We start from the raw sequence: 25,550 nt of genomic DNA on the forward strand, positions 1-25,550 counted from the left end.
TCTAGGCAGAATGTTGCGGCGCCGTAAAGCCGGAAAGCTGGCGTGGCTCGCGGCAGTTCCGTAAATGCGGCCCATGAGTTTTTCAGCTGTCGTCGTCGCCGCAGGCGAAGGTCTCCGCGCAGGTCCGGGCGAACCCAAGGCCTGGCGCCAGCTGGGCGGTCGCCCGATCGTCCGCTGGTCAGTCGAAGGCCTGCTGGCCGCGGGAGCGCGTGAAGTGGTCGTCGTGGTGGCCCGCGACCGCCTCGCCGCGGCGGACGACGCCCTGGCCGGCCTGGTGGGGTGGAAGGCCGTCACCGGCGGCAGGACCCGCGCCGAATCCGTCCAGGCGGGCCTTGCCGCCACGACGGTCCAAGAGGCGCAGCCGGTCCTGATCCACGACGCGGCGCGGCCCTTTGTCGACGGGCGGCACGTGAGCGCCCTCCTGGCCGCCCTGGAGCAAGCCGACGGCGCCATCCCCACCCTGCCCGTTCCCGACACCCTGAAGCGCGGGGACGGTCATGTGGACGAGACGGTGTCGCGCGAGGGGCTCTGGCGCGCCCAGACGCCTCAGGCCTTCAACATGGCGCGGTTGAAGGCCGCCTACCTCAACTGGCCCGCCGGCGAGGAGCCGACCGACGACGCCTCGGTGATGGAGCGCGCCGGCGGGCGCGTCGCCATGATCCCGGGCGACCCGATGCTGATGAAGCTGACCTATCCCGAGGACTTCCTGATGGCTGAGCAACTGGCCGGCGGTCGGCGCATCGTGCGCATGGGCCAGGGAATCGACGCCCACCGTTTCGGCCCCGGCGACATCGTCTGGCTGTGCGGCGTGGCCATTCCCCACGACAAGGGACTGATCGGCCATTCCGACGCCGACTGCGGCCTGCACGCGCTGACCGACGCCGTCCTGGGCGCCATCGGCGACGGCGACATCGGCGAGCACTTCCCGCCCTCCGATCCCCAGTGGAAGGGGGCGTCCTCCGACCGGTTCCTGCGGCATGCCGTCAGCCGGGTCGCGGCTCGCGGCGGCCGCATCCTCAACGCCGACGTCACCCTGATCTGCGAGCGCCCGAAGATCCGTCCGCATCGCGACGCCATGCGCGCCCGGATCGCCGAACTGCTGGACCTGCCGCTCGATCGGGTGAGCGTGAAGGCCACCACCACCGAGGGCATGGGTTTCACCGGTCGCGAGGAAGGGCTCATGGCCCAGGCCGTCGTCGCGATCGAGACGCCGGCCTGAGCGCTACTCGTCGGCCGGCTTCATCCGATTGCGCAGGTTCGCGACCAGAGATCCGGCCAGGTTGGTGTAGTCGTCGGTCCAGGGGCGCGCCTTGTAGGGGTTGGTCGGCTCCCATCGGGCGTCGTTCCGGAAGCGGTTCAACGCCTCGCGGGTCCGCGTCACGATGATAGCGTCTTCCGGCGACTCCCAGGCTCCGCGCGCTTCCGGGGTGTCCAGCGGCCGGTACTGCTGGACGGCCGCATAACCGCCCGCAGCCTTGGCCACGGCCGCAGCCGGACCCAACAGGTCGAGGTTGCGGTTGGACAGGTGCAGGATCAGTACGCCGTCAGGCTTCAGCTTGGTCAGGTAGCCCTTCACCGCCTCCACCGTCAGCAGGTGGGCCGGCACGGCGTCGGATGAGAAGGCGTCGATCAGCAGGATATCGAAGCTGCCCGCGGGCTGCTTGGCCACCGTCAGCCGCGCATCGCCGATGATGTAGTCCACCAGGCTCTTCGCGCAGGTGGTGGTGTAGCTGAAGTTCACCGGGTCGCTTGAGATCCGCACCACCAGCGGGTCGATCTCGAAGAACGACAGGTGGTCGCGCTCGCGGACATAGGCCGCGACCGAGCCGGTGCCCAGGCCGACGGCCCCGATCCGCAGGTTCGGATACTGGGCCTGCTTGGCCGTGAAGACCTGACCGATGGGCGTGTTGGGCGTGTAGTAGACCAGCGGCTGGCAGGCGTGCGCCGGGTCCTGCGCCTGGGCGCCGTGCAGCGTCGTGCCGTGCGCCAGCATCTTCACCGGGCCGCCCAGCGCCGCCACGTAGGTCTCGGACTGCCGCAGCACGCCGAAGAAACTGCGCCAGGTCTTGCGCGTGTCGACCCGGTCGGCGGCCACCTCGGACGCGTACGACATGACGGCGATGATCGCGAACATCAGCAGCGCGCGCTGGCGCACCATGAAGGCGGCCAGCACCGAGCACAGCAGCAGAACGCGCATGCCCATGTCGAACAGCTCGCGCTGGTCGAACTTTCCGACCACGGGCGTCTCGGTCAGCCCGACCCCCATCAGCTTCACGGCGACGAGGATGATGAGCGAGGCCAGCAGGCCCATCCCCAGCATCGTCCAGGTCGCGATCGGGATCTTGCCGCGCAGTCCGCCGCCCCAGGGCCGCGCCAGCACCGCCAGGGCCAGTACGATCGGGTACTCCCAGACGTTGTTGAAGATCACCGGGGCCACGAAGGCGTTGAAGGCGCCGCCCACTACGCCGCCCAGCGACAGACAGAGGTAGAACTCGGTCAGGTGCGCCGGATCGGGCCGCCGGGCCACCAGCCGCTGGTGACACATCAGCGTCGTCAGGAAGAACGCGAGCAGCTGAACCGCGAACTGCAACAGGAACGATGTCGAGCGGAACGGCAGCAGCGCCGCGCACGCCGCGATCGCCGCCGCCTGCAGGATCAGCGTCAGCTCGAGCCGGATGATCGGCTTCTCCGAGAATGCGATGATGAAGGTGATCAGGTACAGCGCCAGGGGAACCACCCACAGGAACGGCGCCGAGGCCACGTCCGTGGTGATGTAGGTCGTGACGCCCAGCATCAGGCTGGAGGGGATGGCCGCCAGCGCCACCCAGGCCAGACGGTCCAGCCAGGCCGGCGGCGGCGCGGTCGCCTCGGCCATCTTCAGCTCGACCGACCGGGCCCGGGACACAGCGATCGCCAGGCTGCCGATGAGCAGCACGAACAGCGCGTAGCCCCCGCTCCAGCCATAGCGCTGGCCCACCAGCGACGTCAGCGGCTCCACCACGATCGGATAGGCCAGCAGCGCGATCAGGCTGCCCAGATTGCTGGCGGCGTAGAGGACATAGGGTTCCTTGCCCTCGGTGGCGCCGATCGTCCGCGCATGCCAGGCCTGCACCAGGGGCGCCGTGGCCGACAGGACCGCGAAGGGCGCCCCGATCGAAACCGCCAGCACGGCGAGCAGCCACAGGTTCGGGTAGTCCGACGACGGCGGACCCACCAGTTCGCTGACCCGCAGCGGCAGGGCGATGGCCGCGACGACCAGCGCCGCGACGTGGGCGATGGCCTGCGCCCGCACCGAACGCAGCCGCTGCAGCAGGTGGGCGTAGAAGTACCCGGCCAGCAGCGCCAATTGGAAGAACGCCATTGAGGTGTTCCAGACTGAAGGGCTGCCGCCCAGCAGCGGCAGCACCAGCTTGGCCACCATGGGCTGCACCAGGAAAACCAGCGCCGCGCTCGTGAAGACGGTCACGGCGAACAGCGCCGGCGGCGCCTGGCGAGCGGAGGCGTCGGCGGCAAGCGTGGTCATGGGTCTCGAATCGCCTTGATCGGGGGAGAAGAGCAATGCTCTGTGGTCGGGCTTAAGTAGAGGGACGTTCACGCTGATGTTCAACCTGGAGATCGTCACCCTGGCGCGCCTCCTCATCGATGAGGCGCGTGAGCGTTCCCTGCGCATCGTGACGGCCGAGAGCTGCACGGGCGGCCTCGTGGCGGGCGCGATCTGTTCGATCCCCGGATCGTCCGATGTCTTCGAGCGAGGCTTCGTCAGCTATTCCAACCGCGCCAAGCAGGAGCTGCTGGGGGTTCCCGGCGACCTGATCGCCGACCTGGGCGCGGTGTCCGAGCCCGTGGCTCGGATGATGGCCGAGGGCGCGCTCGAGGCCTCCAACGCCCACCTTGCGGTCGCCATCACCGGCGTGGCGGGCCCGGGCGGCGGCACACCGATGAAGCCGGTCGGCACCGTCCACATCGCCACCGCCCGGACGAACCAGCGTCTGGTGCACGAGGAATTCTTCTTCGAGGAAGAGACCCGCGAGGGTGTTCAGCTCGCCGCCGTGCAGGCCGCGCTGCAGATGATGCGGGACCGCCTCACCTGAGCGAGGCCCCGCCCCTCCTCCGCGCGCTGCGCCGCCGCGATCTCACCGGGATCGTGCTGAACGCCATGATCGGAGCCGGCATGCTGGCTGCTCCCGCCAAGGTCTATGCCCTGGCGGGCGGCTGGAGCTTCGTGGTCCTGGCGGCCGCGGCCCTGGCGCTGACCCCGCTGATCCTCTGCTTCGCTGACCTCTCCAGCCGCTTCTCTGGCACCGGCGGGCCCTACCTCTACGCCCGCGCCGGCCTGCCCGCGCTGCCGGCGTTCGCGGTGGGCTGGCTGATGTGGTTCAGCCAGGCGATGTCGGTGGCCACGCTGTCCAGCCTGTTCGTGACCTACCTGGCGGGCTTCGTTCCGGCGCTGGAGACGGGTCTTCCGCGCTACCTGACCATCGCCGCCCTGGGCGTGGCGCTGACCGGCATCGTTCTGCTGGGCATCCGTCAGTCGGCGCGGGCCAGCAATGTGCTGATCGTCCTGAAGGTGGGCTTCGTGATCGCCTTCGCCGCCGCCGGGATCTGGTTCGTCCAGGGCCAGCGCCTGGCCATCGATCAGCCGCTGCCCACCGCCATCCCCTTCGCCCAGGCGATGCTGATCTACCTGTTCGCCTATTCCGGCTTCGAGCGCGGCTCAGTGGTGGCGGGCGAGGCCCAGGACCCCCAGCGCGACGTACCCGCCGCCCTGATCGGCGGCGTCCTGGCCGTCACCTTCGCCTATGCCGCGGTTCTTCTGGTCTGCATGGGCGTGCTCGACCAGCCGGCCGCCAACGATCGCCCCCTGGCCGAGGCGGGCCGCCAGCTGTTCGGTCCCGCCGGCGCCGTCGCGGTCTCCGCCGGGGCGCTTGCGGTGATCGTGGGCACCATCCTGGTGATCACCATCTCCATGCCCCGCATGCTGCTCGCGCTGTCCGAGCAGGAACAGCTGCCCCGATGGCTGGGCGCCGTGCATCCGCGCTGGCGAACCCCCCACGTGGCCATCGTCATCTCCAGCGTGCTGGGCTTCGGCTTCGCGATGATGAGCGACCTGCTCACCGCGCTGACCATCGCCACCGCCGCGCGCCTGACCGGCTATGTGCTGTGCTGCATCTCGCTGTGGCGCATGTCGGGCCGCCCCGATGCGCCGCAGCCGCGCTTCTCGCTGCCGTTCCGGGGCCCCATCGCTCTCTTTACCGCGGTCCTCTTCACCGGCGTCCTGGCGCTGGGCGCGACCAAGGAGCTGCCGCCGCTCGCGGCCGTGCTGGCCGTCGGCCTGGTCCTCTGGGCGGTCAGCCGTAGAGCGCCTTCGCCCGGTCCTCGAAGCAACCCATGAGCCGCTCCACAGCGTGATGGAAGTTGGCCTGCAGCAGGCCTTCCAGCAGCCGCGACTTGAACTGAAAGTCGATATCGAACTCGACCCGGGTCCCCTGCGGATCGTCCAGGAACCGCCAGCTGTTGGTGAGCTTCCGGAACGGCCCCGACAGCAGGTTCACGTCGATCTGTTTCGCGGCCGCATCGCGCCGCACCCGGGTGGCAAAGCGCTCCTTCAGGAACGAGAAGCCGACGCCCGCTTCGGCGTCCAGGGTTTCGACCCCGTCCGCCAGGGTTCGAGGGTTCCACGTCCGCATCGACGTGATCCACGGCACGAACTCGGGATAACGCGGCACATCGCCGACCAGTTGGAACAGCTGGTCCGGCGTGTAGGGCAGCACCCGCGAAACGTGATGGCGCAAGCTTAGGCCGCCGCTTCCTTGGCCCGCCGAGCTTCCTGCAGTCGGGCGAAGTCCTCATCGGCGTGGTGCGACGAGCGGGTGAGCGGGCTGGACGAGACCACCAGGAAGCCCTTGGCCTTGGCGATCTCTTCGTAGGCCTTGAACTCGTCGGGGTGGACGAACCGGTCGATCGGCGCGTGCTTGCGGGTGGGCTGCAGGTACTGGCCGATGGTGATGAAGTCGACGCCGGCCGAGCGCATGTCGTCCATCACCTGCATCACCTCATCCTTCGCCTCGCCCAGCCCGACCATGATGCCGGACTTGGTGAACTGCGTCGGATCCCGCTCCTTCACCCGCTCCAGCAGGCGCAGCGAGTTGTAGTAGCGCGCGCCCGGCCGGATCGAGAGATACAGCCGCGGCACAGTCTCAAGGTTGTGGTTGAACACGTCGGGCCGCGAATCGATCACCTCATGCACCGCCGAAAGCGGCTTGCGCAGGAAGTCCGGCGTCAGGATCTCGACCGTCGTACCGGGTGAGGCCGCGCGGATCGCCAGCACCACGGCGGCGAAGTGCGCCGCGCCGCCATCGGCCAGGTCGTCGCGGTCGACCGAGGTGATGACCACGTGCTTCAGGCCCATCTTGGCCACCGCATCGGCGACGCGCTGCGGCTCGGTCGGGTCCAGCGCGTTGGGCTTGCCGGTGGCCACGTTGCAGAAGGCGCAGGCGCGCGTGCAGATCTCGCCCATGATCATCATGGTGGCGTGGCTCTTCGACCAGCACTCGCCGATGTTCGGGCAGGCGGCCTCCTCGCATACCGTGACCAGGCCATTGCCTTTCACGATCTCGCGGGTGGCGTTGTAGCCGGGCGAGCCCGGCGCGCGCACGCGCAGCCACTCCGGCTTGCGCAGGATCGGCGTGTCGGGCCGGTTCTGCTTCTCGGGGTGGCGTGGGCGCGGGCTGTTGAGGGTGTCGATGACGACGGCCATGCCCCTAAATCGTCTCTCTGGGCTCAGGGATCAAGCCGCCGCCGTGACACGACCCTAGGGCGAAGCTTGCTCACGGCCGGTTACCGATCTTTTCAGCACCGTTTCCGGGGGCTAGGGTCGGTCCAACGATAATGATGGGAGGCGCCGCTCTTGCGTGCGTTCGACAGCGCCAAGGCGCAGTCCACAGTCTTTGATGCGCTGATCGCCGCGTCTCGGAAATACGGGCAGAAGAAGCTGATCCTGGAGGACCAGGAGCGGAACCCCCTCTCCTACCTCGACCTCATCCGGGGCGCCTTCGCCCTGGGCAAGAAGATCGCGGCCTTCACCCGGAAGGGCGAACGCGTGGGCGTCATGCTGCCCTCCAGCGTGGGCGGTGTGGTGACCTTCTTCGCCCTGCACGCCTTCGGGCGCGTGCCCTGCATGTTGAACTTCACGTCGGGCATCCGGAATCTGAAGGCTGCCTGCGAGCTGGCCGGCGTGAAGACGGTGCTGACGTCACATCGCTTCGTCGAGCAGGGGAAGCTGCACGACCTCATCGACGCGCTCGAGACGTTGACCAACGTCGTCTACCTCGAGGACGTCCGGAAGACCGTGGGTCTGTCCGACAAACTGTTCGCCGCGGCTGCCGGCGCTCTGCCCAAGCAGTTCCGCACGCCGCTCGACCCGTCCGAGCCGGGCGTGATTCTCTTCACATCCGGCAGCTTCGGCGCGCCGCGCGGCGTGGTGCTCAGCCATTCCAACCTGGTCGCCAACAGCCGCCAGATCCTTCAGCACATCCCGCTGGACACCAACTGGGTGTTCTTCAACCCGCTGCCGATCTTCCACTGCTTCGGCCTGACGGGCGGCGCGCTGTTGCCGATCTTCTCGGGCCTCAAGGCTTTCCAGTACCCCTCGCCGCTGCACATCAAGCAGATCCCGGCGCTGGTGAAGGACACCAAGGCCAACGTCCTGTTCGCCACCGACACCTTCATCAACCAGTACGCCCGCTCGGCCGAGCCCGGCGAGCTCAGCGGCCTGACCTTCGTGGTGCTGGGCGCGGAGAAGGTGCGCGAAGAGACCCACAACCTGATCGCCGAGAAGTTCGGCCCGATCCCGCTCCTGGAAGGCTACGGCGCCACCGAGGCCTCGCCGGTGATCGCGGTGAACAAGCCCACCGACAACCGTCGCGGCACCGTCGGCGGCCTGTTGCCCGGCATCGAGGCCAAGCTGGAGCCCGTCCCTGGCATTCCCGGCGGCGGCAAGCTGCTGGTCCGTGGGCCCAACATCATGTCGGGCTACCTGAAGGCCGACGGCAGCGTCGAGCCGCTGCCCGACGGCTGGCACGACACTGGCGACGTGGTTTCGCTCTCCGACGACGACTGGGTGAAGATCCTGGGCCGCGTGAAGCGCTTCGCGAAGGTGGGCGGCGAGATGGTCTCACTGACCGCCGCCGAGGACCTGGCCTCCGCGGTCTGGCCCGACTGCCGCCACGCCGTGGTCGCGCTGCCCGACCCCAAGAAGGGCGAGCGCCTGATCCTGGTGACCGACCGCCGCGACGCCGACACGGCCGCCCTGATGGCCCACGCCCAGCAGATCGGCGCGCCCGAACTGGCCGTGCCGCGCAAGATCATCAAGGTCCAGGAGATCCCCGTCCTGGGCACCGGCAAGACCGACTACCCGGCGATCCAGCGCATCGTCGACGCCGAGATGCCGCGCGTCGCCTGAGGAGACCGACATGCTCGACACTTGGGCCCCGCGGATTCTCAGCCTGCTGCGGATCATCACCGCCCTGCTCTTCATGGAGCATGGCCTGATGAAGTTGTTCGGCTTCCCCGGGCCCCAGCCCGGCGTTCCCGATCCGCTGCCGATGATCCTGGTCGTTGCGGCCTGGATCGAGGTGGCCGCCGGCGCCCTGATCGCCGTCGGCCTGTTCACGCGCGCAGCGGCGTTCCTTTGCTCAGGCACGATGGCCGTCGCCTACTTCACGGCCCACGCCACCCAGGGCTTCTGGCCCGCGCTGAACGGCGGCGAAGCGGCGATCCTGTTCTGCTTCGTGTTCCTCTACCTGGTCTTCGCCGGCGGCGGGACGTGGAGCCTGGATGCCACCGTCAGGAAGAAGGTCTAGCCATCCCTCTCCGTCTGGCGAGGGAAGGCTTCAGATGTGCAGGACCTTGCCGTAGGCGTCCAAGGTCGCCTCGTGCATCGCTTCGCTCATCGTCGGGTGCGGATAGACCGTCGCATGCAGCTCGGCCTCGGTGGCCTCAAGGGTCATGGCCAGCACGTAGCCCTGGATCATCTCAGTGACCTCGTGGCCGATCATGTGGGCGCCGATCAGCGCGCCGGTCTTGCCGTCGAAGATGGTCTTCACGAAGCCGTCTGTTTCACCGGCGGCGATCGCCTTCCCGTTCACCTTGAACGGGAAGCGGCCCACCTTCGGCTCCAGCCCCTGTTCCTTGGCCTGCGCCTCGGTCAGGCCCACCGAGGCCACCTGCGGCGTCGTGTAGGTGCAGCCCGGGATCGGCGAGGTCAGGTTCGTGGGCTTGAGGCCGGCGATGTGCTCGATGCAGTGCACGCCCTCGTGGCTGGCCTTGTGCGCCAGCCAGGGCGGACCCGCCACGTCGCCGATGGCGTAGAGGCCGGGCACGCCGGTTCCGCCATGGCTGTCGGTGACGATGTGCGTGCGGTCGATCTTCACGCCCAGGGCTTCCAGACCCATGTCCTCGACGTTGCCCACGATGCCCACCGCCACGATGGCGACGTCGGCCTCCAGGGTCTCAGCCTTGCCGCCGATCTCGATGTCGACGGCGACGCCGGTCTTGGTCTTCGAGAGTTTCTTCACATTGGCCGGCACGCGGAACTTCAGGCCGCGCTTCTCGAAGCTCTTGTGCGCCGCCTTCGACACCTCCTCGTCCTCGACGGGCAGGATGCGGGGCAGCATCTCGATCACTGTAACATCCGAGCCCAGCGCCTTGTAGAAGCTGGCGAATTCCATGCCGATGGCGCCCGAGCCGATCACCACGAGAGACTTCGGCGCGGCCTTCGGGACCAGCGCCTCGCGATAGGTCCAAACCCGCTCGCCGTCCGGCTCCAGGCCGATAGCCGGAATGGTCCGGGCGCGCGCGCCGGTGGCGACGATCACATGCTTGGCGGTCAGCTTGCGGTTCCCCACCACCACGGTCGGCGCGGGGCTGCCCTTCTCCAGCTTGGCGAAGCCCTCGACCACCTCGATCTTGTGCTTCTTCATCAGGAACGTGACGCCGGCGTTCAGCTGGGCCGCCACCTTGCGCGAGCGCTGGATCACCGCGCCGAAGTCGAACGAGGCCTTCTCCACCGAGAGGCCATAGTCCTTCATGTGGCTCAGATGCTCGTACATCTCGCCCGACTTCAGCAGCGCCTTGGTCGGGATGCAGCCCCAGTTCAGGCAGATCCCGCCCAGCTCGGACCGCTCGACGATGGCCGTCTTGAAGCCCAGCTGGCTGGCTCGGATGGCGGTCACATAGCCGCCCGGCCCCGAGCCGATCACGATCATGTCGAAGGCGTCGGCCATCAGAGCAGCCTCTCAATCGCGCCCTCGAGCGCCTTGGGTTCAACGGTGGGGGCGAAGCGGCCGACGACCTGGCCCTTCCGGTCGATCAGGAACTTCGTGAAGTTCCACTTGATGCCCTGGGTCCCCAGCACGCCCTTCTTGGCCGCCTTCAGATAGGCATAGAGCGGATGGGCCTTGGGGCCGTTCACGTCGATCTTCCGCATCATCGGGAAGTCCACGTCGTAGGTCAGCGAGCAGAAGGTCTTGATCTCGGCCTCGTCGCCCGGCTCCTGCGCGCCGAACTGGTTGCAGGGGAAGCCCAGGATCACGAAGCCGCGGTCGCGGTGCTTGCGGTAGAGCTCCTCCAGTCCAGCGTACTGCTTGGTGAAGCCGCACTGGCTGGCCGTATTGACGATCAGCACCACCCTGTCGCGATAGTCCGCGAGCGGCGCCGGCGCCCCGTCGATGGTCTCGGCCGTGAAGTCGTAGATGCTGCTCATGGTCATCCGTCCTCAGACGATCATCCGGAGCGGCTCTTCCAGCATCTCCTTGAAGGCCGCCAGGAACCGGGCGCCCACCGCGCCGTCCACCACTCGGTGATCGCAGGTGAGCGTGACGCTCATCACGTTGGCGATGACGATCTGGTCGCCCTTCACGACGGGCCGCTTCTCGCCCGCGCCCACCGACATGATGCAGCCCTGCGGCTCGTTGATGATCGAGGCGAAGCTCTTGATGCCGAACATGCCCAGGTTCGAGACGCTGAACGTGCCGCCCTGGAACTCCTCGGGCTTCAGTTTCTTGTCCCGCGCCCGCGCCGCCAGGTCCTTGGCCTCGGTGGCGATCTGGGCCAGGCCCTTGGTCTCGGCCTTGCGGATGATCGGCGTGATCAGGCCGCCGGGGATCGCCACGGCCATCGCGATGTCCGCGTGGTGGTGCATGGCGATGCCTTCGGGCGAGTACGACGCGTTGGCTTCCGGCACCTTCATGAGCGCCACGGCGCAGGCCTTCATGACGAAGTCATTCACCGAGACCTTCACGCCCGACTTCTCGAGCAGGCCGTTGATCTTGGTCCGCGCCGCCAGCAGCTCGTCGATCTCGATGTCGATGGTCAGCGGGAAGTGCGGCACGTCGCGGAAGCTGTCGGTCATCCGCCGCGCCACGGTCTTGCGCATGCCGTCCAGCGGGATCAGGTCGTAGCTGCCGGGCGCGATGCCCATCTGCTCCAGGCTCTTGTGCTCGCGCGGCGCAGCCGCCGCCGCAGGCGCCGCGGTCGGGGCGGCGGCAGGAGCCGCAGCGGGCGCGGGCTTGGCCGCGCCGGGCTGAGCCTTGTCGATATCCGCCTTCACGATGCGGCCATGCGGGCCCGACCCTGCCACGCCGGCCAGGTCGATCCCCTTCTGCTCGGCCAGCCGCCGGGCCAGCGGCGAGGCAAAGATCCGGCCGCCGTCGGCCGCCTTGGCGGGTGCGGGCGCTGCCGCCACCGGGGCCGGAGCGGGCTTGGCCGCCTCGGCCTTGGCCGGTTCGGGCGCCTTTGCAGGCTCGGCCGCCTTGGGCGCCTCGGCCTTCGGGGCCGGCGTCGCCTCGCCCTCGCCGCCCAGGCGGGCGATCGGGGTGTTGACCTTCACCCCCTCGGTCCCCTCGGCCACCAGGATGTCCTCGACCACGCCCTCGTCGACCGCCTCCACCTCCATGGTGGCCTTGTCGGTCTCGATCTCGGCGATCACGTCGCCGGAGCGGACGCTGTCGCCCTTCTTCACGTGCCACTTGGCGAGGGTGCCCTCCTCCATGGTGGGGGACAGGGCGGGCATCAGGACGTCGATGGGCATGTCGTCTCCGGGCTCTCAGGCGCTCGGTTGGAGTTCGGTCAGGTCGGCGGGCGACCAGCGGGCCTTGCGCCGGGCCGCACGGGTCTCAGGGGTCTCGTCGTCGAAGACCATCGGCTCGGGCGTGCGCCCCTCAAAGCCCGGCAGGTCGACGCCGGTGACGTTCACGATCGCATAGCGCGCGCCGTCGATCTCGACCGCGGCCCCCACGCAGCACCCGCATTCCGTGCAGAACATGTAGTCCGACTGCCGGTGGCCAAAGCGGTAGTTGTGCAACTGGGCCCCGATGAAGGTGACTTCCGCCTGTGGATGGCTGGTCCAGACCGCGCCGTGCCGGCGGCAGAACCCGCACTGGCAGGCGCGAAGCGGCAACTCGGCCGCCTCGACACCCTCAATGGCGACGCGCATCGCCCCACAGTGGCATTGCCCATGCAGTCGCTTCATGCGGGCTCCTTCGACAGGTGCGCCAGGCTGGCGCCGTTGGCTTCCCAGTTCTGGCCGTCAAAGGCCTCGATGACGATCTCGAGCCCGTCCACCGAGTCCAGGCAGCGGGCGTTGACGCTCCAGCCGTCCGGGTTCGACCGCGGCCGGTAGAAGCTCTTGATGCCGCACTCCGAGCAGAACAGGTGCTTCGCCACGCGCGTGTTGAACGTGTACTCGGCCAGCCGGTCGATGCCCCGGGTGATCCGGAACCGGCTCTCCGGCACGATCACGTGCACGAACCCTGTCTTGGCGCACATCGAGCAGTTGCAGCTCTGCGCCTCGACGCGGTCAGGAACAGCCACCTCGAAGCGCACTCCGCCGCAGTGGCATCCGCCCGCCCGCCATTCGAACGGGCCCCCGGTCATCCCCGGTAGCTCACAGCCTTGGCAGCCGCCACGATCCGCTCCACCGAGGGCATCGACAACAGTTCCAGGTTGGCCGCGTAGGGCAACGGCACGTCCTCCTGGCACACCCGCAACGGCGGGGCGTCCAGGTAGTCGAAGGCCAGCTCGGTCACCTTGGCGCAGACCTCGGCGCCGACGCCCATCGGGCCCCAGCCTTCCTCGACCGTCACCAGGCGGTTGGTCTTCTTCACGCTCTCGACGACCGTGCCGATATCCATGGGCCGCAGTGTGCGCAGGTCGACCACCTCGGCCTCGATGCCGTCAGCGGCCAGGACCTCGGCCGCCTGCAGGCAGAAGCCCACCATGCGCGAGTAGGCCACCAGCGTGACGCCCGTGCCCTCGCGGCGCACCTTGGCCTTGCCGATCGGCACGACCCAGTCGATGCCCTCGGGCACGTCGAACTCCTGGCCGTAGAGCATCTCGTGCTCCAGGAAGACCACGGGGTTCGGGTCGCGGATCGCGGCCTTCAGCAGGCCCTTGGCGTCGGCGGCGTCATAGGGCGCCAGCACCTTCAGGCCCGGCACGTGGGCGTACCACGCGCCATAGTCCTGGCTATGCTGGGCGCCGACACGGGCGGCCGCGCCGTTTGGGCCGCGGAAGACGATCGACGTCTTGATCTGGCCACCCGACATATAGAGCGTCTTCGCGGCCGAATTGATAATGTGGTCAATGGCCTGCATGGCGAAGTTGAACGTCATGAACTCGACGATCGGCTTCAGGCCCGCCATGGCCGCGCCCACGCCGATGCCGGCGAAGCCATGCTCGGTGATCGGCGTGTCGATGACCCGCTTGGGACCGAACTCGTCCAGCAGGCCGCGGCTCACCTTGTAGGCGCCCTGGTACTGCGCGACCTCCTCGCCCATCAGGAACACGTCCGGATTGGCGCGCATCTCCTCGGCCATCGCGTCGCGCAGGGCGTCGCGGACGGTCACCTTCACCAGGTTCACGCCCTCGGGCAGCTCGGGGTCCTTCAGCGCCACGGCCGGCGCGGCCGGAGCCGCCGCCGCGGCGCGCACGGGGTCGCCCTTGGCCTCGGCGCGGGACGCCGGCTGCGGGTTGGGATCGACCGCCGCCTCGGGCTCAGGCGCGGCCTTGGCCGGAGCCGCCGCCCCGCCCTCGCCGGCCAGCCGCGCGATGGCGGTGTTGACCTTCACCTCCTCGGTGCCCTCGGGCACCAGGATGGCCTCGACCACGCCCTCGTCCACAGCCTCCACTTCCATGGTGGCCTTGTCGGTCTCGATCTCGGCGATCACGTCGCCCGACCGGATGGTGTCGCCCACCTTCACGTGCCACTTGGCGAGGGTGCCCTCTTCCATCGTGGGCGAGAGCGCCGGCATCAGGATGTCGGTCACGCCTCAGGCCTCCGTATAGACGTCGGTATAGAGCTCGGACGGGTCCGGCTCGGGGCTGGTGCGGGCGAACTCGGCGGCGTCGGCGACGATGCGCTTCACGTCCGCGTCGATGGCCTTCATCGTCGCCTCGTCGGCCCAGCCGTTCTTCTCCAGCAGGTCCTCGATGTGGTCGATCGGGTCGCGGGTCTTGCGCACCTCGTCGACCTCTTCCCGCGTCCGGTACTTGGCCGGGTCGCTCATCGAGTGGCCGCGGTAGCGGTAGGTCTTGAGCTCGAGGATGTAGGGCCCCTTGCCGCTCCGGCAGTGCTCGGCGGCGCGCTCGGCGGCGGCCTTCACCGCCAGCACGTCCATGCCGTCCACTTCCTCGCCCGGGATGTTGAACGAGATGCCGCGCTTGTGGAGCTTGGTCTCGGACGAGCTGCGGTCGATGGCGGTGCCCATCGCGTACTCGTTGTTCTCGATGCAGTAGACGACCGGCAGCTTCCAGACCTGAGCCATGTTGAAGCTCTCGTAGACCTGGCCCTGGTTGGCCGCGCCGTCGCCGTAGTAGGCGAAGCACACCTTGCCGTCGCCGCGGTAGGCGTTGGCGAAGGCGAGGCCCGTGCCCAGGCTCACCTGCGCGCCCACGATCCCGTGGCCGCCGTAGAAGGCCGCCTCGGTCGAGAACATGTGCATCGACCCGCCCTTGCCCTTGGACGACCCGCCCGAGCGCCCGGTCAACTCGGCCATGACCTCTCTCGGATCCATGCCGCAGACCAGCATGTGGCCGTGGTCACGGTAGCCTGTGATCATCTGGTCGCCCGGGCGCTTGGCGGCCTCGCAGCCCACCGCGATCGCTTCCTGGCCGATGTAGAGGTGGCAGAAGCCGCCGATCAGGCCCATGCCGTAGAGCTGGCCCGCGCGCTCCTCGAAGCGGCGGATAAGCAGCATCTGCCGATAGTACTCGAGGAGATCTTCCTTGGTGGCCGCGACGGTCGCAGGGGCCTTGCCCTGACCCTCCGCGCCATTGGCCTTACGTCGACCAGCCGTGCCGGTCTGCGCGCGCGCCATGCGTCTCTCCGTGTGATCGATCGTTCAATGTCGAAGGACCGGCGAACCCGGGCCTAAGGCTTCACCCGGATCACATAATCCCTTGGGTCGGCGAAGCCTAGCAGGGAGCGCGCCCTTTCCTCCAGCAGATCGGCGGAAAGGCTGTTGTCGCGAAGAAGTTGAGCGCGGACTTCCAGATCGTGCCGCTGGGCCGAGAGCCGCTTCAGTTCGGCGGCCTTGGCGGTCAGGGTCGCATCGCGCTTGTCCGACTGCAGCAGCCCGCCCTCGCCGGTGAAGGCGTGATACCCGAAGTAGAAGATCAACAGCGCCAGGGCGGCGGTCGACAGGTACGGACGCAGACTTGCGAGCACGGCGATTCTCGAACGGGACTGAGCCTTTGTCGCGCCGCAATCCCTAACGCGGCGCTAACCAAGTTCGGCCTGCGTTTCCCTCCCCTTTTGGGGAGGGGCAGACCGCGATGCGGTCGGGGTGGGGAAGTATGGGCCGGAGTGCTGCGGTCGGTGAGGATCAATGCCTCCCCACCCGTCTCGCTTCGCTCGCCACCCTCCCCACGAGGGGGAGGGAAAGTCCTAGAGCCGCTTCAGCGCCCCACGCCCGGCATAGATCGCCTGATCGCCCAACTCTTCCTCGATGCGGAGAAGCTGGTTGTACTTCGCCGTGCGATCCGAGCGGGCCAGCGAGCCGGTCTTGATCTGACCGCAGTTGGTGGCGACCGCCAGGTCGGCGATCGTCGAATCTTCGGTCTCGCCCGAGCGGTGGCTCATCACGGCGGTGTAGCTGTTGCGGTGGGCCATATCGACGGCGTCCAGCGTCTCGCTCAGCGTGCCGATCTGGTTGACCTTCACCAGGATCGAGTTGGCCAGGCCCTTGCCGATCCCCATCCCCAGCCGCTCGGGGTTGGTCACGAACAGGTCGTCCCCCACCAGCTGCACCTTGCCGCCCAGCGTGTCGGTCAGGATCTTCCAGCCCTCGAAGTCATCCTCGCCGCAGCCGTCCTCGATGCTGACGATCGGGAACTTGGCGACCAGGTCGGCCAGGTAGGCGACCATGCCGGCCGGATCGACCGTCTTGCCCTCGCCTTCCATGACGTACTTGCCGTCCTTGAAGAACTCGGTCGAGGCCACGTCCAGGCCCAGGTGGAAGTCGCGGCCCACCTTGTAGCCGGCGCTCTCGCCCGCCTTCACGATGAACTCCAGCGCCGCCTCGGCCGAGCCGATGTTGGGGGCGAAACCGCCCTCGTCGCCCACGTTGGTGTTGTGGCCCGCGGCCTTCAGTTGCGCCTTCAGGGCGTGGAAGATCTCGGCGCCGGTGCGCAGGCCTTCGGCGAAGGTCGCCGCGCCCGTCGGCAGGATCATGAACTCCTGGATGTCGATCGGGTTATCCGCATGCGCGCCGCCGTTGATGATGTTCATCATCGGCACCGGCAGCACGCGCGCCGACACGCCGCCCACGTACTTGTACAGCGGCAGCGCCGCCGAGCTGGCCGCCGCCTTCGCCGTCGCCAGGCTGACGCCCAGGATCGCGTTGGCGCCCAGGCGGGCCTTGTTCTTCGTGCCGTCCAGCTCGATCAGCAGCTTGTCGATCCGGCGCTGGTCCTCGGCGTCCGAGCCCGAGAGCGCGTCGTAGATCTCGCCGTTCACGGCGTCGACGGCCTGCTGCACGCCCTTGCCGCCATAGCGCTTCTTGTCGCCGTCGCGCTTTTCCGAAGCCTCGTGGGCGCCGGTCGAGGCGCCGGAGGGCACGGCCGCGCGGCCCATCGAGCCGTCTTCCAGGATCACGTCCACCTCGACCGTCGGGTTGCCCCGGCTATCCAGGATTTCACGGGCGGTGATGTCGACGATCTCGGTCATGGGGCTCCCCTCGGGCGGCAGGCTGGGCGGGCCGGACCCTTAGCCTAAGCCGCGCCGGAGGGGCAACGGTCAGGGCCCCTTCACCACGAGGTAAGTGGGGGCGGTCAGACCCTGAACCTGGGCGGCGGCAGGCTGAGTTTCGTGTCGGCGACGGCCTCGCCCGCGAAGAACCGCACCAGCAGCGCCTGCACCTCCGGGTGCGCCTCGAAGACGTTGTGCCCGGCGTTCTCGACCGTCACCTGCGCCTTGTTCCGGAATTGCGCGGCCACCTCGGCCTGCTCTTCGAGCACCGTGCGCCCGTCCAGCGTGCCCTGGACCAGAAGGCTGGGATGATCGATGCGGATCGGCGCCCGGAACCTGTCGCCGAGGTCCACGCCTGGAACGACGCCCAGCATGTGCGGCATCGGGAAGTTCAGCGCGTCGCCCAGCACCGCTGTCTTCGCCTCGCGCGTCACCATCCTCAGCTTGGACCGCGAGATCCCCGACGCGAGATCCATGGCCTCGGGCATCCCGCCGATGCCCAGCATGCCGAGCATCTGGCCCATGAAGGGCGTCACGGCCGAAAGGTCGCCGGCGTCCAGCCTGCGATAGAGGCCCGGCAGCATCGCCAGCGTGTCGGGATTGGCGATCAGGCTACCGGCCAGCATCTGCACCGCGAAGCCGCCCACCAGCACCTCCGTCGGCGCGCCCCGGAATGTCACACTCAACCTGGCGGGCTCGGCCTCCATGCGCGCGTGCGCCCGCCGCATGAGCGCCGACAGGTCCGGGACCTGCGCACGCACCACCGGATCGGCATCCAGCAGCGCGTCCACCCGCTTGAGGTAAAGGTCGCTGCGTCCCGGCCGCTTCACCGTCTGGTCCTGGCCTTCCAGGCTGGCGAGAGCCACGCGCCGGACTCGATCCCCGTGCCGCTTCAGCACCGAAAGTCCCAGGTGCGAGCCATAGCTGATGCCCCACAGGTCGATCTGCTCGGCGCCCAGGTGCTTGCGCAGGTCTTCGACGTCGTCGGCGCTCTGTTCGGTGTTGTAGCCGGCCATGGCGACGCCGGCCGTGGTCCATTCCGCCCAGGCCTTGGCGAACTCGGCGCGGACGTGCGCCGTCAGCCCGTCCCGCGTGAACGCCGGCGGCGGCCCTGCGAACGTCGGCCGTCGCGGGATGTGGTTCGAAAGCCCCGTGCCCCGCTGGTCGAAGGCGATCACGTCGGCGTGTTCTCGCAACGCCAGCAGGATCGGGAACCGGGGGCCCATCATCGTGCCCGTCGCTGTCCCGCCCGGTCCACCCGCCAGATAGACGATCGGCGGCCCGGGCCGCGTCGCGCTCGAAGCGAACCGGACGTAGCTCAGCCGGATCCTCCGTGACCGGGGATCGCGGCGATCCTCGGGAACCTCGAAGAAGCCCCGCTCGGCGCCGGTCTCGGCCCCGCGCCAGCCCTTGAAGCGGAACGGGCCCGGCTGGGTCTGCGCCAGGGCCCAGGACGGAACGGCCAGGCCCGCGGCGGCGATCACGGCGCGGCGGTGAAGATGTGCAGGACTCATGCGTCGGCCTGTGCCGGCGCTCGCGGCGCTCCGCCTGCCCGTATCGGCCAACCGACGCGCCGCATCGGTGAACGGCCGCGCGCCTCGGCCGGCGGCGCCCTAGACTGTCGCCATGTGGCGCTTGCTCACGATCGCCGGCCTCCTCGCCCTCGCCGTCACCACGGGCGCGCGCGCCCAGCAGCCCCGCTGGGACCTCTGTCGTGGCGTCGCGACGGCGGCCGGCCCGCAGCTGTCGGACTGCCGCCCGCTCGTGGGCAAGATCGATCCCCAGGGACGGGAACTCTGGCTCCGCGCCACCCCGCCGCCTCCGGCCCCGGGCGACCCCAAGGCCTTGTTCGCCGTCGGCGCGGCGTCGTCCGAGGTCTGGTTCAACGGCGAACGCCTGGGCGCGAACGGCCAGCCCGGCCCGACCGCCGAAGCCGAGAGCCCCGGCCGATACCAGGCCGACTTCCCGATCCCCGACGCGCTGTGGCGGCCGTCCGGCAACGAACTGGTCGTGCGCCTGTCGGCCCACCACGTGGGCCTGACCTTCGCGACGCCCATCGGCTGGCTGGGCATCGGCGCGGCCCGCCAGCCGTCGATGCTGCCTCTGCTGGCGATCACCTTCGTCGCGGCCGGCGCCCTGGCGGCGGCCACCTTCGGCTTCGGCGCCATCTACGCCATGCGCCGCACGGGCTCGAGCCTGACCCTGGCCGCGCTCTCGGCCGTGGCCGCGCTGCAGGCTGGCGTGGAGAACCTCCGCCACCTCTGGCGCTACGACTATCCGGTCCACGCCTACCGAATGGTCGGCATCTGGGCGCTGTCGCTGGCGTTCGCGTTCCTGCTGATCTCGTGGGCCGGCTCGCGCTTCCTACCCCGCCGGCGCGCCCAGTTGCTTGCGGTCGCGGCGATCGCTCTGCCGTTGACTTGGTTCATCCCGGGCTTCGACATCAGGACCGGCGTCGCCCTCCTGCTCGGCGTGGCGCTGGCCGGCGTCGCGGCCCTGGGCGGCGCCGTTGGTCGTCTCCCCGGCGCGCGGCCTACCCTGGCCTGGCTGGGCGCTTTCCTGGCGCTGGGGGTGCTGCAGCCGGTCTGGCTGCTGGACCTGTCGTTCTTTGTGCTGGCCGCCGCCCTCGTCCTGCCGCTGCTGATCGCCGAGGTGGTCCGTCTTGGCCGCGACGACACCGCCCGCGAGGCCGCCCTCACCCGCGCCGCCAGCCGCCCCGACCGGCTGACCGTCGCCTCGGCCCGTGGCGTCCAGCTGGTCCCGATCCCCGACATCCTCGCCATCGTCGGCGCCGACGACTATGTCGAGCTGCGGCTCACGGGGGATCGCACGCTGCTGCATGCGGCCCGCCTCGACGCCCTGGAAACCCAGCTGCCCCCCAGCTTCGTGCGCATCCACCGTTCGGTGATCGCCAACCTGGCCCACGTCCAGCGTCTGGAGCGCGACGGCGGCCGCTGGCGGCTCCACCTGGCCGAGGGCTCGCCCCTGCCGGTCAGCCGCGCTCGGCTTCCGGCGCTGCGCGACGCCCTCGACGAACCGGTTCCCCTACGCGCCAGCGCCTGACCGCCCCTTGACCGACGTTGCGGCGCCGGGCCAACGGACAGGCATCCCGGAGGATCCCATGCTGCTCGTCGAAAAGCCCTCGGACGGCGTCGCCGTCGTCACGCTCAACCGCCCCGAGGCGATGAACGCCCTGTCCAAGGCGCTGCGCGCCGCCCTGCAGCAGGCGATCGCCGAGCTGGACGCCGACCCCGACGTGCGCGTCATCGTGCTGACCGGCGCGGGCGAGCGCGCCTTCACCGCCGGGCTCGATCTCAAGGAGCTGTCCACCGATCCGCTGGGCATGGGCGCCGCCAACGCGACCGATCCGGCCGAGAACCCCGCCCGCGCGGTGCTGTCGTGCTCCAAGCCGATCATCGGAGCCATCAACGGCGTGGCGATCACCGGGGGCTTTGAGGTGGCGCTGGCCTGCGACGTGCTGCTCTGCTCGACCAACGCCCGCTTCGCCGACACCCACGCCCGGGTCGGGATCACGCCCGGCTGGGGTCTGTCGCAGAAGCTCAGCCGCTGCATCGGCCCCTATCGCGCCAAGGAGCTCTCGCTCACCGGCAACTTCCTCTCGGCACACCAGGCCTATGACTGGGGTCTGGTGAACCGGGTGGTCGCCCCCGAGGAACTGATGCCGGCCGCGCTCAAGCTTGCGGGCGAGATGGCCTCCATCGAGGCCGACATGCTGGTGACCTACAAGGCGATGATCGACGACGGGTACGCCGCCACGCTGGGCGAGGGCCTCGAGCTCGAGCACCAGCGCTCGGTCGTCCACAACCGCGAGGTCACCCCCGACATGGTCGCCGCCCGCCGCGAGAAGGTGCAGGCGCGCGGCCGCACGCAGTGACATCTGCCTTTCCCACGAAGTGGGAAGGGGGACCACACGCCGAGGCCGCAGGCCGGAGAGCGGGTGGTGGAGAGGGCATGCCCCATCCACGATGTCATCCGCCAACCTCAACGAGCCCTGACAGCCCCACGGCCCTGCTGGCCGCGCGCCCTCTCCACCATCCGCTCTTCGCTGCGCTCGGCGGACGGTCCCCCTCTCCCACTTCGTGGGAAAGGCAGGCCACAACGCAAAACGCCGGCCTCTCGGCCGGCGTCTCGGGACAAGCGTCCTGAACAGGAGCGCTTAGTCTTCCTTCGGCGTCAGGACCTGGCGGCCCTTGTACATGCCGGTCTTCAGGTCGACGTGGTGCGGACGCTTCAGCTCGCCCGTCTCCTTGTCTTCGTGGAAGGTGTTGGGGCCGAGCGCGTGGTGCGAGCGGCGCATGTTCCGCCGCGAGGGCGAAGTTTTGCGTTTAGGAACAGCCATCGGAAATCTCGCGGGCGTGAAAAAGGTTGCGGCGGCCAAGTCCGAAAACTTCGGGGGCCGCCACGTGAGCGGGGGCTTATGCATGAAACCCCGCGCGCAATCAAGTCAGGTGCAGCCGGCTCTCCATGACCGTCACCGCGCGCCCGCGCAATATGACGCTTTCACCCTCCAGACGCCCCTCGAATTCTGCGCCCCGGCCGGGATAGGCCTGCCGGAATCGGATCGTCGCCCTGGGCAGGCGCTCCGCGAGGATCGGGACGAGTATGGCGTGGAACGAGCCCGTGGCCGCGTCCTCCAGGATCCCGTAGCCCGGGGCGAAGAAGCGGTCGATCACGTCGTGAGTCGCCTCGTCGGGCGCAAGCGCCGCGACGCCCACGTTGCCCTGTCCCCCCAGCCCCTCTGAGATTCGACGCAGATCGTCGTGCCGTGGCTCCAGCCGCCCGATCGTCTCCGCCCTGTCGAACAGCGCGACCAGGTACGGCGCCGCCCACACCTCCGCGGGCTCCGCGCCCAGGGCCTCGGCTAGGCCCGGCGGCGTTTCGATTCGGCGAGGCCGGGGGCGCGGGAACGACAGCTCGTAGCGATCCTCGCCGGCGGCGGTGGCGGTCAGGCGCCCTGAGGCCGTGTCGAACTCCAGCGCCGTGTCGCCCACGCTCAGTTCTCCCAGCAGCGCATGCGCGGCGGCCAGTGTTGCGTGCCCGCACAACGGCACCTCGGTGGCCGGCGTGAACCAGCGGAGGCCGAACCGGTTCGCCGCCTGGGTGCGCAGCAAGTAGCCGGTTGCGCCCGCGCGGTTCTCCGCCGCCAGGCTCTGCATCCAGGCGTCGGGCGGCCAGATCTCGAGCGGTTCCACGATGCAGGCGGCGTTCCCCAGGAACGGCCCGGCGGCGAAGGCGTCGATCGTCCACTGGCGCATCGTTCAAGCCCCGAGTCGGTGACGGAAGAAGTCGAGAATCTCGTCGCGCGCCAGGACGGTCGGCTCACCCGCCGCGTCGATCAGATGGACCGTCACCACGCTGTGCGGCGTCGTGACGAAGCGCTCGAAGAACGGCGGCAGGTTCTTGGTGTTGGCGGCGCTGTCGGGCAGCACGCGGGGCTGGAAGCGCGGCCCCAGCGCCTTCGCATACGCCGCGAACCGCTCCGCCCGGCAGAAGCTGTCGCCCTCGAATCGGTAGGCCAGCACGGTGAGATCATCGCGCTCCAGCCGCTGCGCCACCTGGGCCAGGTCCTGGTCGGCGATTTCCAGTCCGTCGGGCGTGTCCAGCGGCAGCGAGGGCTGGGCCAGCACCGGCGCCAGCATCACCGGCTCCAGCATCATCGACAGCGCGAAGTTGCCCGTGAAGCACATCCCGATCGCTCCTACCCCCGGCCCGCCGCATTCCCCATGCGCCAGGCGGGCCAGCGCGCGCAGCCAGTCGGTGACGGGGCTGGAGACGCCGGCCCCGAACGCCCGGAACTCGGCGCTGACGCAGGCGCGCCGAAACACCTGCCCTGCCGTCTCGGCGTCCGGCAGCGCGCCGTCGCGCCCGAACAGCGACGGCATGTACACGGTGAAGCCGGCCTCGCGCACCCAGCGGGCGAAGCGCGCCACATGCGGGCTGATCCCCGGCATCTCGGCCATCACGATCACCGCCGGCCCCGCCCCGGAGACGTAAACGACCTTCGTGGCTTCCTGCAGGGTGATCTCCCGCGCCTGGAAGTCGGCCAGCGGGTCGTCGGTCATCAGATCCGTCGTCATCATTCGGCTCCCGTGTTGTCACCGAAGACTGGCGTTCGCGGCCGGACCGGGCCAGTGTCGCAAATGACACCATTCAGGGATTTTCCGCCAACATGATCGTGGATGTCCTCACGCCCTCGGGCGCCTCGCCCTCCAGCGTCGCGATCACCTTCGAGGTGCTCTTGACCGCCAACCGCGTCCTGCTCGGCCGTCGTCGCGAGCCCGCCTTCGCCGTCCGTGCGATTGGGGACGCAGCCCAGGCCGCGATCGCCTTCGCGGGCGTGCCCGACCCCGCGCCGCGCGGGTCGGCCGGTCTCGCGATCGTGCCCGGCTTGGCCCTGGCCAGCGAAGCGGCCGTGAGCGAAGGCCTGGCTAGACCGGAACTGGTCGCTGCACGCCGCACCCTCGCCGAGGCGGCCGCAGGGGGCGCCGAGATTGCGGCGTCGTGCTCAGGCGTGTTCCTGGTGGCCGGGGCGGGGCTGCTGGAGGGACGACGCGCCACCACCTCGTGGTGGCTGGCTCCCGCCTTCCGCAGGATGTTCCCGAACGTCCGTCTCGACACCGCGCCGCTGGTCGTGCGCGACGGGCCGGTGACGACGGCGGGGGCGGCGATGGCCCAGCTCGACCTGATGCTGGCCCTGGTCGCCCGTCACGCCGGCAGCGACGTGGCGGCGCACTGCGCTCGCTACCTGATCGTGGACGAACGGCGCTCTCAGCTGCCCTACATGGCGATCAGCCTGTTGGCCGCAAGCGACGTCCATGTGGCGCAGGCCGAGGGTTGGGCGCGCTCGCGGCTGCACGAGGGCATCCGGGTCGAGGACCTCGCCGCTGCCGTCGGGATGGCGCCCCGCACCTTCGCCCGGCGCGTCGAGGGCGCGACAGGGCTGTCTCCCGTCCGCTTCCTGCAGCGCCTGCGGATCGAGCGCGCGCTCGAACTCTTCGCCACGACGCGCGCCTCCCTCGAGGCCGTCTCCCACCAGGTCGGCTATGCCGAGCCATCCACCCTTCGGCGACTGTTGCGCGCCGAGGGCGTCACCCTCCCCCGCCGTCCGCCGCCGGGCCGCGGGGACCCATCGCTGGCGGCGGCGTCCCGCCGCGTCCGCGCCGGACCCGGCTAGGGCCCTCGGGGCGGGTCGGTCGCTTCCAGGACCCCCGAGATCGCCGCGACGATCGCCTCCGGTGCATCCAGCTGGATATTGTGGCCCGTCGCCGGAACAACGCGGTGACGGCCGCGCCGGGAGAGCCGCGCCGTCTCCTGATGCAGCGCGATCATCACGGTCTGGCCTGCCGCATCCAGGGGGTCGCGCGGGTCGAACAGCCCGTGGGTCAACACCACCAGCGGCTTGCGTCCGAGGGCCCCCGGGCGGAACAGCCCGGCATAGACCGGGTCGCCCCGCTCATCTCCATAGACGCTGTTCAGGATCTCCGACGCCTGGGCCTCCTGATACACGCTGGTCACCTGGACTCGGCGACGCTCGGCCGCGATCTCGGGGCCCAGCCGGGGGCGCACCGGGTCCGTGCATCGCCGGTATTGAAGCGAGTCCGGGTCCAGCGGTCCGCTGCGCGCCGCCTCGGCGCAGCCGCGGTAGCGCGCCGCCAGCTGCGTCCAGAACGCCTGGTCCAGCAGCTCGGATCGGGCCGCGAGCGAGGCGCCGAAGCGCCGATGCAGAAGCGCGCGGCCTCGATCGGCCGAGCGGTCTTCCGCCGGGTCCACCAGCACAAGGCCCGCGACGTCCTGGGGGTACAGGGCCGCGTAGAGCTTGGCGTTGAACCCGCCCAGCGAGTGACCAACCAGCACCAGCGGCCTCGGCAGCTTGGCGGCGACGACCAGCGCATGCAGGTCTTCGACGATGGCCACCGGCGTCCGGGCGCCCCGGGCCGGGTCGCTATGTCCCAGGCCCGCGCGGTCATAGGCGCAGGTCCGCGTTCGGGCCGCCACGGCCGGCTGCACCAGCGCCCAGGTGTCCGACCAGTCGCTGCCCCCCGACTCGAAGAGCACGACACGATCGCCCGAACCCATGCAGACCAGGTTGAGGCGCCGGCCGCCCACATCCACCGCCGTCTGCGGCGTGGCATAGACGCGCGCCAGTTCGGGCGGCGGCGCGCCGGCGGCGCCGGCGGCGCCGGCGGGCCTGGCCACCAGCGCCATGAGCAGGAATGAAAGGAACGGTCCGATGGCGAGTTTCATGCCGCAGAGCATTCTCAAGCGACACGCCCCCAACCAGCGG

At 69.6% G+C, this 25,550-nt stretch carries 25 protein-coding genes; 8 read left to right on the plus strand and 17 right to left on the minus strand.

Features of this window, described 5'->3' with window-relative positions; genetic code table 11:
* Positions 1 to 73: 73 nt before the first annotated feature.
* On the plus strand, positions 74 to 1,219 hold the full coding sequence (locus EPN98_RS02305; RefSeq protein ID WP_293359730.1) for a bifunctional 2-C-methyl-D-erythritol 4-phosphate cytidylyltransferase/2-C-methyl-D-erythritol 2,4-cyclodiphosphate synthase: 1,146 nt from the start codon (positions 74 to 76) through the stop codon (positions 1,217 to 1,219).
* A 3-nt stretch (positions 1,220 to 1,222) separates the two neighbouring features.
* Here the strand turns inward: EPN98_RS02305 and EPN98_RS02310 are convergent, their stop codons facing one another.
* The gene (locus EPN98_RS02310) at positions 1,223 to 3,523 is read right to left on the minus strand and encodes a spermidine synthase (RefSeq protein ID WP_293359733.1); all 2,301 of its coding nucleotides are present in this window, start codon (positions 3,521 to 3,523) and stop codon (positions 1,223 to 1,225) included.
* Between the two features lie 76 nt (positions 3,524 to 3,599).
* Here EPN98_RS02310 and EPN98_RS02315 point away from each other — a divergent pair, with 76 nt between their 5' ends.
* Both EPN98_RS02315 and EPN98_RS02320 read left to right on the plus strand, forming a co-directional pair.
* The gene (locus EPN98_RS02315) at positions 3,600 to 4,091 is read left to right on the plus strand and encodes a CinA family protein (protein WP_293359735.1); all 492 of its coding nucleotides are present in this window, start codon (positions 3,600 to 3,602) and stop codon (positions 4,089 to 4,091) included.
* A gap of 50 nt (positions 4,092 to 4,141) precedes the next feature.
* Entirely contained in the window at positions 4,142 to 5,392 is a 1,251-nt protein-coding gene (locus EPN98_RS02320; protein WP_293359823.1) for an APC family permease, read from the plus strand.
* On the opposite strand, the gene EPN98_RS02325 is transcribed toward EPN98_RS02320, so the two are convergent.
* Both EPN98_RS02325 and lipA read right to left on the minus strand, forming a co-directional pair.
* Positions 5,349 to 5,792, minus strand: a complete 444-nt coding sequence (locus EPN98_RS02325) for a type II toxin-antitoxin system RatA family toxin (protein ID WP_293359738.1) — start codon at positions 5,790 to 5,792, stop codon at positions 5,349 to 5,351. The two genes, EPN98_RS02320 and EPN98_RS02325, sit on opposite strands and share 44 nt — an antisense overlap.
* A gap of 2 nt (positions 5,793 to 5,794) precedes the next feature.
* Positions 5,795 to 6,757 (minus strand): lipoyl synthase, encoded by a 963-nt coding sequence (lipA, locus tag EPN98_RS02330; RefSeq protein WP_293359741.1) that lies wholly within the window; start codon positions 6,755 to 6,757, stop codon positions 5,795 to 5,797.
* 150 nt (positions 6,758 to 6,907) lie between these two features.
* Here lipA and EPN98_RS02335 point away from each other — a divergent pair, with 150 nt between their 5' ends.
* Positions 6,908 to 8,461: an AMP-binding protein gene (locus tag EPN98_RS02335; protein WP_293359744.1), complete on the plus strand. Its 1,554-nt coding sequence runs from the start codon at positions 6,908 to 6,910 to the stop codon at positions 8,459 to 8,461.
* 10 nt (positions 8,462 to 8,471) lie between these two features.
* Positions 8,472 to 8,861 (plus strand): DoxX family protein, encoded by a 390-nt coding sequence (locus EPN98_RS02340; RefSeq protein ID WP_293359747.1) that lies wholly within the window; start codon positions 8,472 to 8,474, stop codon positions 8,859 to 8,861.
* 30 nt (positions 8,862 to 8,891) lie between these two features.
* Here EPN98_RS02340 and lpdA read toward each other — a convergent pair whose 3' ends face one another.
* The 10 genes from lpdA to EPN98_RS02390 all read right to left on the minus strand — a co-directional run bounded on the left by lpdA (position 8,892) and on the right by EPN98_RS02390 (position 18,759).
* On the minus strand, positions 8,892 to 10,283 hold the full coding sequence (lpdA, locus tag EPN98_RS02345) for a dihydrolipoyl dehydrogenase (RefSeq protein ID WP_293359750.1): 1,392 nt from the start codon (positions 10,281 to 10,283) through the stop codon (positions 8,892 to 8,894).
* Entirely contained in the window at positions 10,283 to 10,762 is a 480-nt protein-coding gene (locus EPN98_RS02350; RefSeq protein WP_293359753.1) for a glutathione peroxidase, read from the minus strand. Before EPN98_RS02350 ends, lpdA begins: the two co-directional genes overlap by 1 nt.
* Positions 10,763 to 10,774: 12 nt before the next feature.
* A complete protein-coding gene (locus EPN98_RS02355; RefSeq protein WP_293359756.1) occupies positions 10,775 to 12,088 on the minus strand; it encodes a pyruvate dehydrogenase complex dihydrolipoamide acetyltransferase in 1,314 nt (437 codons plus the stop codon).
* Between the two features lie 15 nt (positions 12,089 to 12,103).
* Complete coding sequence (locus EPN98_RS02360; RefSeq protein ID WP_293359759.1) at positions 12,104 to 12,529, minus strand: aldehyde-activating protein; 426 nt, start codon at positions 12,527 to 12,529, stop codon at positions 12,104 to 12,106.
* Entirely contained in the window at positions 12,526 to 12,933 is a 408-nt protein-coding gene (locus tag EPN98_RS02365; protein WP_293359762.1) for a GFA family protein, read from the minus strand. The genes EPN98_RS02360 and EPN98_RS02365 overlap by 4 nt, the downstream gene beginning before the upstream one ends.
* Positions 12,930 to 14,324: a pyruvate dehydrogenase complex E1 component subunit beta gene (locus EPN98_RS02370; protein ID WP_293359765.1), complete on the minus strand. Its 1,395-nt coding sequence runs from the start codon at positions 14,322 to 14,324 to the stop codon at positions 12,930 to 12,932. Before EPN98_RS02370 ends, EPN98_RS02365 begins: the two co-directional genes overlap by 4 nt.
* Positions 14,325 to 14,327: 3 nt before the next feature.
* Positions 14,328 to 15,374, minus strand: coding sequence for a pyruvate dehydrogenase (acetyl-transferring) E1 component subunit alpha (gene pdhA / locus EPN98_RS02375; protein WP_293359768.1), 1,047 nt, complete (start codon positions 15,372 to 15,374; stop codon positions 14,328 to 14,330).
* A gap of 53 nt (positions 15,375 to 15,427) precedes the next feature.
* Positions 15,428 to 15,724 carry a septum formation initiator family protein gene (locus EPN98_RS02380; RefSeq protein ID WP_293359771.1) on the minus strand — a complete coding sequence of 99 codons (297 nt, stop codon included), beginning with the start codon at positions 15,722 to 15,724 and terminating at the stop codon, positions 15,428 to 15,430.
* Positions 15,725 to 15,943: 219 nt separating this feature from the next.
* The gene (gene eno / locus EPN98_RS02385) at positions 15,944 to 17,224 is read right to left on the minus strand and encodes a phosphopyruvate hydratase (protein ID WP_293359773.1); all 1,281 of its coding nucleotides are present in this window, start codon (positions 17,222 to 17,224) and stop codon (positions 15,944 to 15,946) included.
* Positions 17,225 to 17,328: 104 nt separating this feature from the next.
* The gene (locus EPN98_RS02390) at positions 17,329 to 18,759 is read right to left on the minus strand and encodes an alpha/beta hydrolase (RefSeq protein ID WP_293359776.1); all 1,431 of its coding nucleotides are present in this window, start codon (positions 18,757 to 18,759) and stop codon (positions 17,329 to 17,331) included.
* 112 nt (positions 18,760 to 18,871) lie between these two features.
* Between EPN98_RS02390 and EPN98_RS02395 the strand changes: the two genes are divergently transcribed.
* Positions 18,872 to 20,308: a LytTR family DNA-binding domain-containing protein gene (locus EPN98_RS02395; RefSeq protein WP_293359778.1), complete on the plus strand. Its 1,437-nt coding sequence runs from the start codon at positions 18,872 to 18,874 to the stop codon at positions 20,306 to 20,308.
* Positions 20,309 to 20,366: 58 nt separating this feature from the next.
* Positions 20,367 to 21,140 (plus strand): enoyl-CoA hydratase, encoded by a 774-nt coding sequence (locus EPN98_RS02400; RefSeq protein ID WP_293359780.1) that lies wholly within the window; start codon positions 20,367 to 20,369, stop codon positions 21,138 to 21,140.
* 282 nt (positions 21,141 to 21,422) lie between these two features.
* On the opposite strand, the gene rpmF is transcribed toward EPN98_RS02400, so the two are convergent.
* From rpmF to EPN98_RS02415, 3 genes are all read right to left on the minus strand, one after another.
* The gene (gene rpmF, locus EPN98_RS02405; protein WP_293359783.1) at positions 21,423 to 21,605 is read right to left on the minus strand and encodes a 50S ribosomal protein L32; all 183 of its coding nucleotides are present in this window, start codon (positions 21,603 to 21,605) and stop codon (positions 21,423 to 21,425) included.
* Positions 21,606 to 21,705: 100 nt separating this feature from the next.
* A complete protein-coding gene (locus EPN98_RS02410) occupies positions 21,706 to 22,521 on the minus strand; it encodes a PhzF family phenazine biosynthesis protein (protein ID WP_293359786.1) in 816 nt (271 codons plus the stop codon).
* A 3-nt stretch (positions 22,522 to 22,524) separates the two neighbouring features.
* Entirely contained in the window at positions 22,525 to 23,343 is an 819-nt protein-coding gene (locus EPN98_RS02415) for a dienelactone hydrolase family protein (RefSeq protein WP_293359789.1), read from the minus strand.
* Between the two features lie 92 nt (positions 23,344 to 23,435).
* Between EPN98_RS02415 and EPN98_RS02420 the strand changes: the two genes are divergently transcribed.
* The gene (locus EPN98_RS02420) at positions 23,436 to 24,440 is read left to right on the plus strand and encodes a helix-turn-helix domain-containing protein (protein WP_293359792.1); all 1,005 of its coding nucleotides are present in this window, start codon (positions 23,436 to 23,438) and stop codon (positions 24,438 to 24,440) included.
* On the opposite strand, the gene EPN98_RS02425 is transcribed toward EPN98_RS02420, so the two are convergent.
* Complete coding sequence (locus EPN98_RS02425) at positions 24,437 to 25,510, minus strand: alpha/beta hydrolase (protein WP_293359795.1); 1,074 nt, start codon at positions 25,508 to 25,510, stop codon at positions 24,437 to 24,439. The two genes, EPN98_RS02420 and EPN98_RS02425, sit on opposite strands and share 4 nt — an antisense overlap.
* Between the last annotated feature and the right edge of the window lie 40 nt (positions 25,511 to 25,550).

The sequence above is a fragment of the Phenylobacterium sp. genome, assembly GCF_004299445.1.
GTDB lineage: Bacteria > Pseudomonadota > Alphaproteobacteria > Caulobacterales > Caulobacteraceae > Phenylobacterium.

Excerpts from the sequence above, each read along its gene's own strand:
- EPN98_RS02305 (WP_293359730.1), top strand. The coding sequence starts at position 74 with ATGAGTTTTTCAGCTGTCGTCGTCGCCGCAGGCGAAGGTCTCCGCGCA.
- EPN98_RS02310 (WP_293359733.1), bottom strand. The coding sequence starts at position 3,523 with ATGACCACGCTTGCCGCCGACGCCTCCGCTCGCCAGGCGCCGCCGGCG.
- EPN98_RS02315 (WP_293359735.1), top strand. The coding sequence starts at position 3,600 with ATGTTCAACCTGGAGATCGTCACCCTGGCGCGCCTCCTCATCGATGAG.
- lipA (WP_293359741.1), bottom strand. The coding sequence starts at position 6,757 with ATGGCCGTCGTCATCGACACCCTCAACAGCCCGCGCCCACGCCACCCC.
- EPN98_RS02340 (WP_293359747.1), top strand. The coding sequence starts at position 8,472 with ATGCTCGACACTTGGGCCCCGCGGATTCTCAGCCTGCTGCGGATCATC.
- lpdA (WP_293359750.1), bottom strand. The coding sequence starts at position 10,283 with ATGGCCGACGCCTTCGACATGATCGTGATCGGCTCGGGGCCGGGCGGC.
- EPN98_RS02350 (WP_293359753.1), bottom strand. The coding sequence starts at position 10,762 with ATGAGCAGCATCTACGACTTCACGGCCGAGACCATCGACGGGGCGCCG.
- EPN98_RS02355 (WP_293359756.1), bottom strand. The coding sequence starts at position 12,088 with ATGCCCATCGACGTCCTGATGCCCGCCCTGTCCCCCACCATGGAGGAG.
- EPN98_RS02360 (WP_293359759.1), bottom strand. The coding sequence starts at position 12,529 with ATGAAGCGACTGCATGGGCAATGCCACTGTGGGGCGATGCGCGTCGCC.
- EPN98_RS02365 (WP_293359762.1), bottom strand. The coding sequence starts at position 12,933 with ATGACCGGGGGCCCGTTCGAATGGCGGGCGGGCGGATGCCACTGCGGC.
- pdhA (WP_293359768.1), bottom strand. The coding sequence starts at position 15,374 with ATGGCGCGCGCGCAGACCGGCACGGCTGGTCGACGTAAGGCCAATGGC.
- eno (WP_293359773.1), bottom strand. The coding sequence starts at position 17,224 with ATGACCGAGATCGTCGACATCACCGCCCGTGAAATCCTGGATAGCCGG.
- EPN98_RS02390 (WP_293359776.1), bottom strand. The coding sequence starts at position 18,759 with ATGAGTCCTGCACATCTTCACCGCCGCGCCGTGATCGCCGCCGCGGGC.
- EPN98_RS02395 (WP_293359778.1), top strand. The coding sequence starts at position 18,872 with ATGTGGCGCTTGCTCACGATCGCCGGCCTCCTCGCCCTCGCCGTCACC.
- EPN98_RS02400 (WP_293359780.1), top strand. The coding sequence starts at position 20,367 with ATGCTGCTCGTCGAAAAGCCCTCGGACGGCGTCGCCGTCGTCACGCTC.
- rpmF (WP_293359783.1), bottom strand. The coding sequence starts at position 21,605 with ATGGCTGTTCCTAAACGCAAAACTTCGCCCTCGCGGCGGAACATGCGC.
- EPN98_RS02410 (WP_293359786.1), bottom strand. The coding sequence starts at position 22,521 with ATGCGCCAGTGGACGATCGACGCCTTCGCCGCCGGGCCGTTCCTGGGG.
- EPN98_RS02415 (WP_293359789.1), bottom strand. The coding sequence starts at position 23,343 with ATGACGACGGATCTGATGACCGACGACCCGCTGGCCGACTTCCAGGCG.
- EPN98_RS02420 (WP_293359792.1), top strand. The coding sequence starts at position 23,436 with ATGATCGTGGATGTCCTCACGCCCTCGGGCGCCTCGCCCTCCAGCGTC.
- EPN98_RS02425 (WP_293359795.1), bottom strand. The coding sequence starts at position 25,510 with ATGAAACTCGCCATCGGACCGTTCCTTTCATTCCTGCTCATGGCGCTG.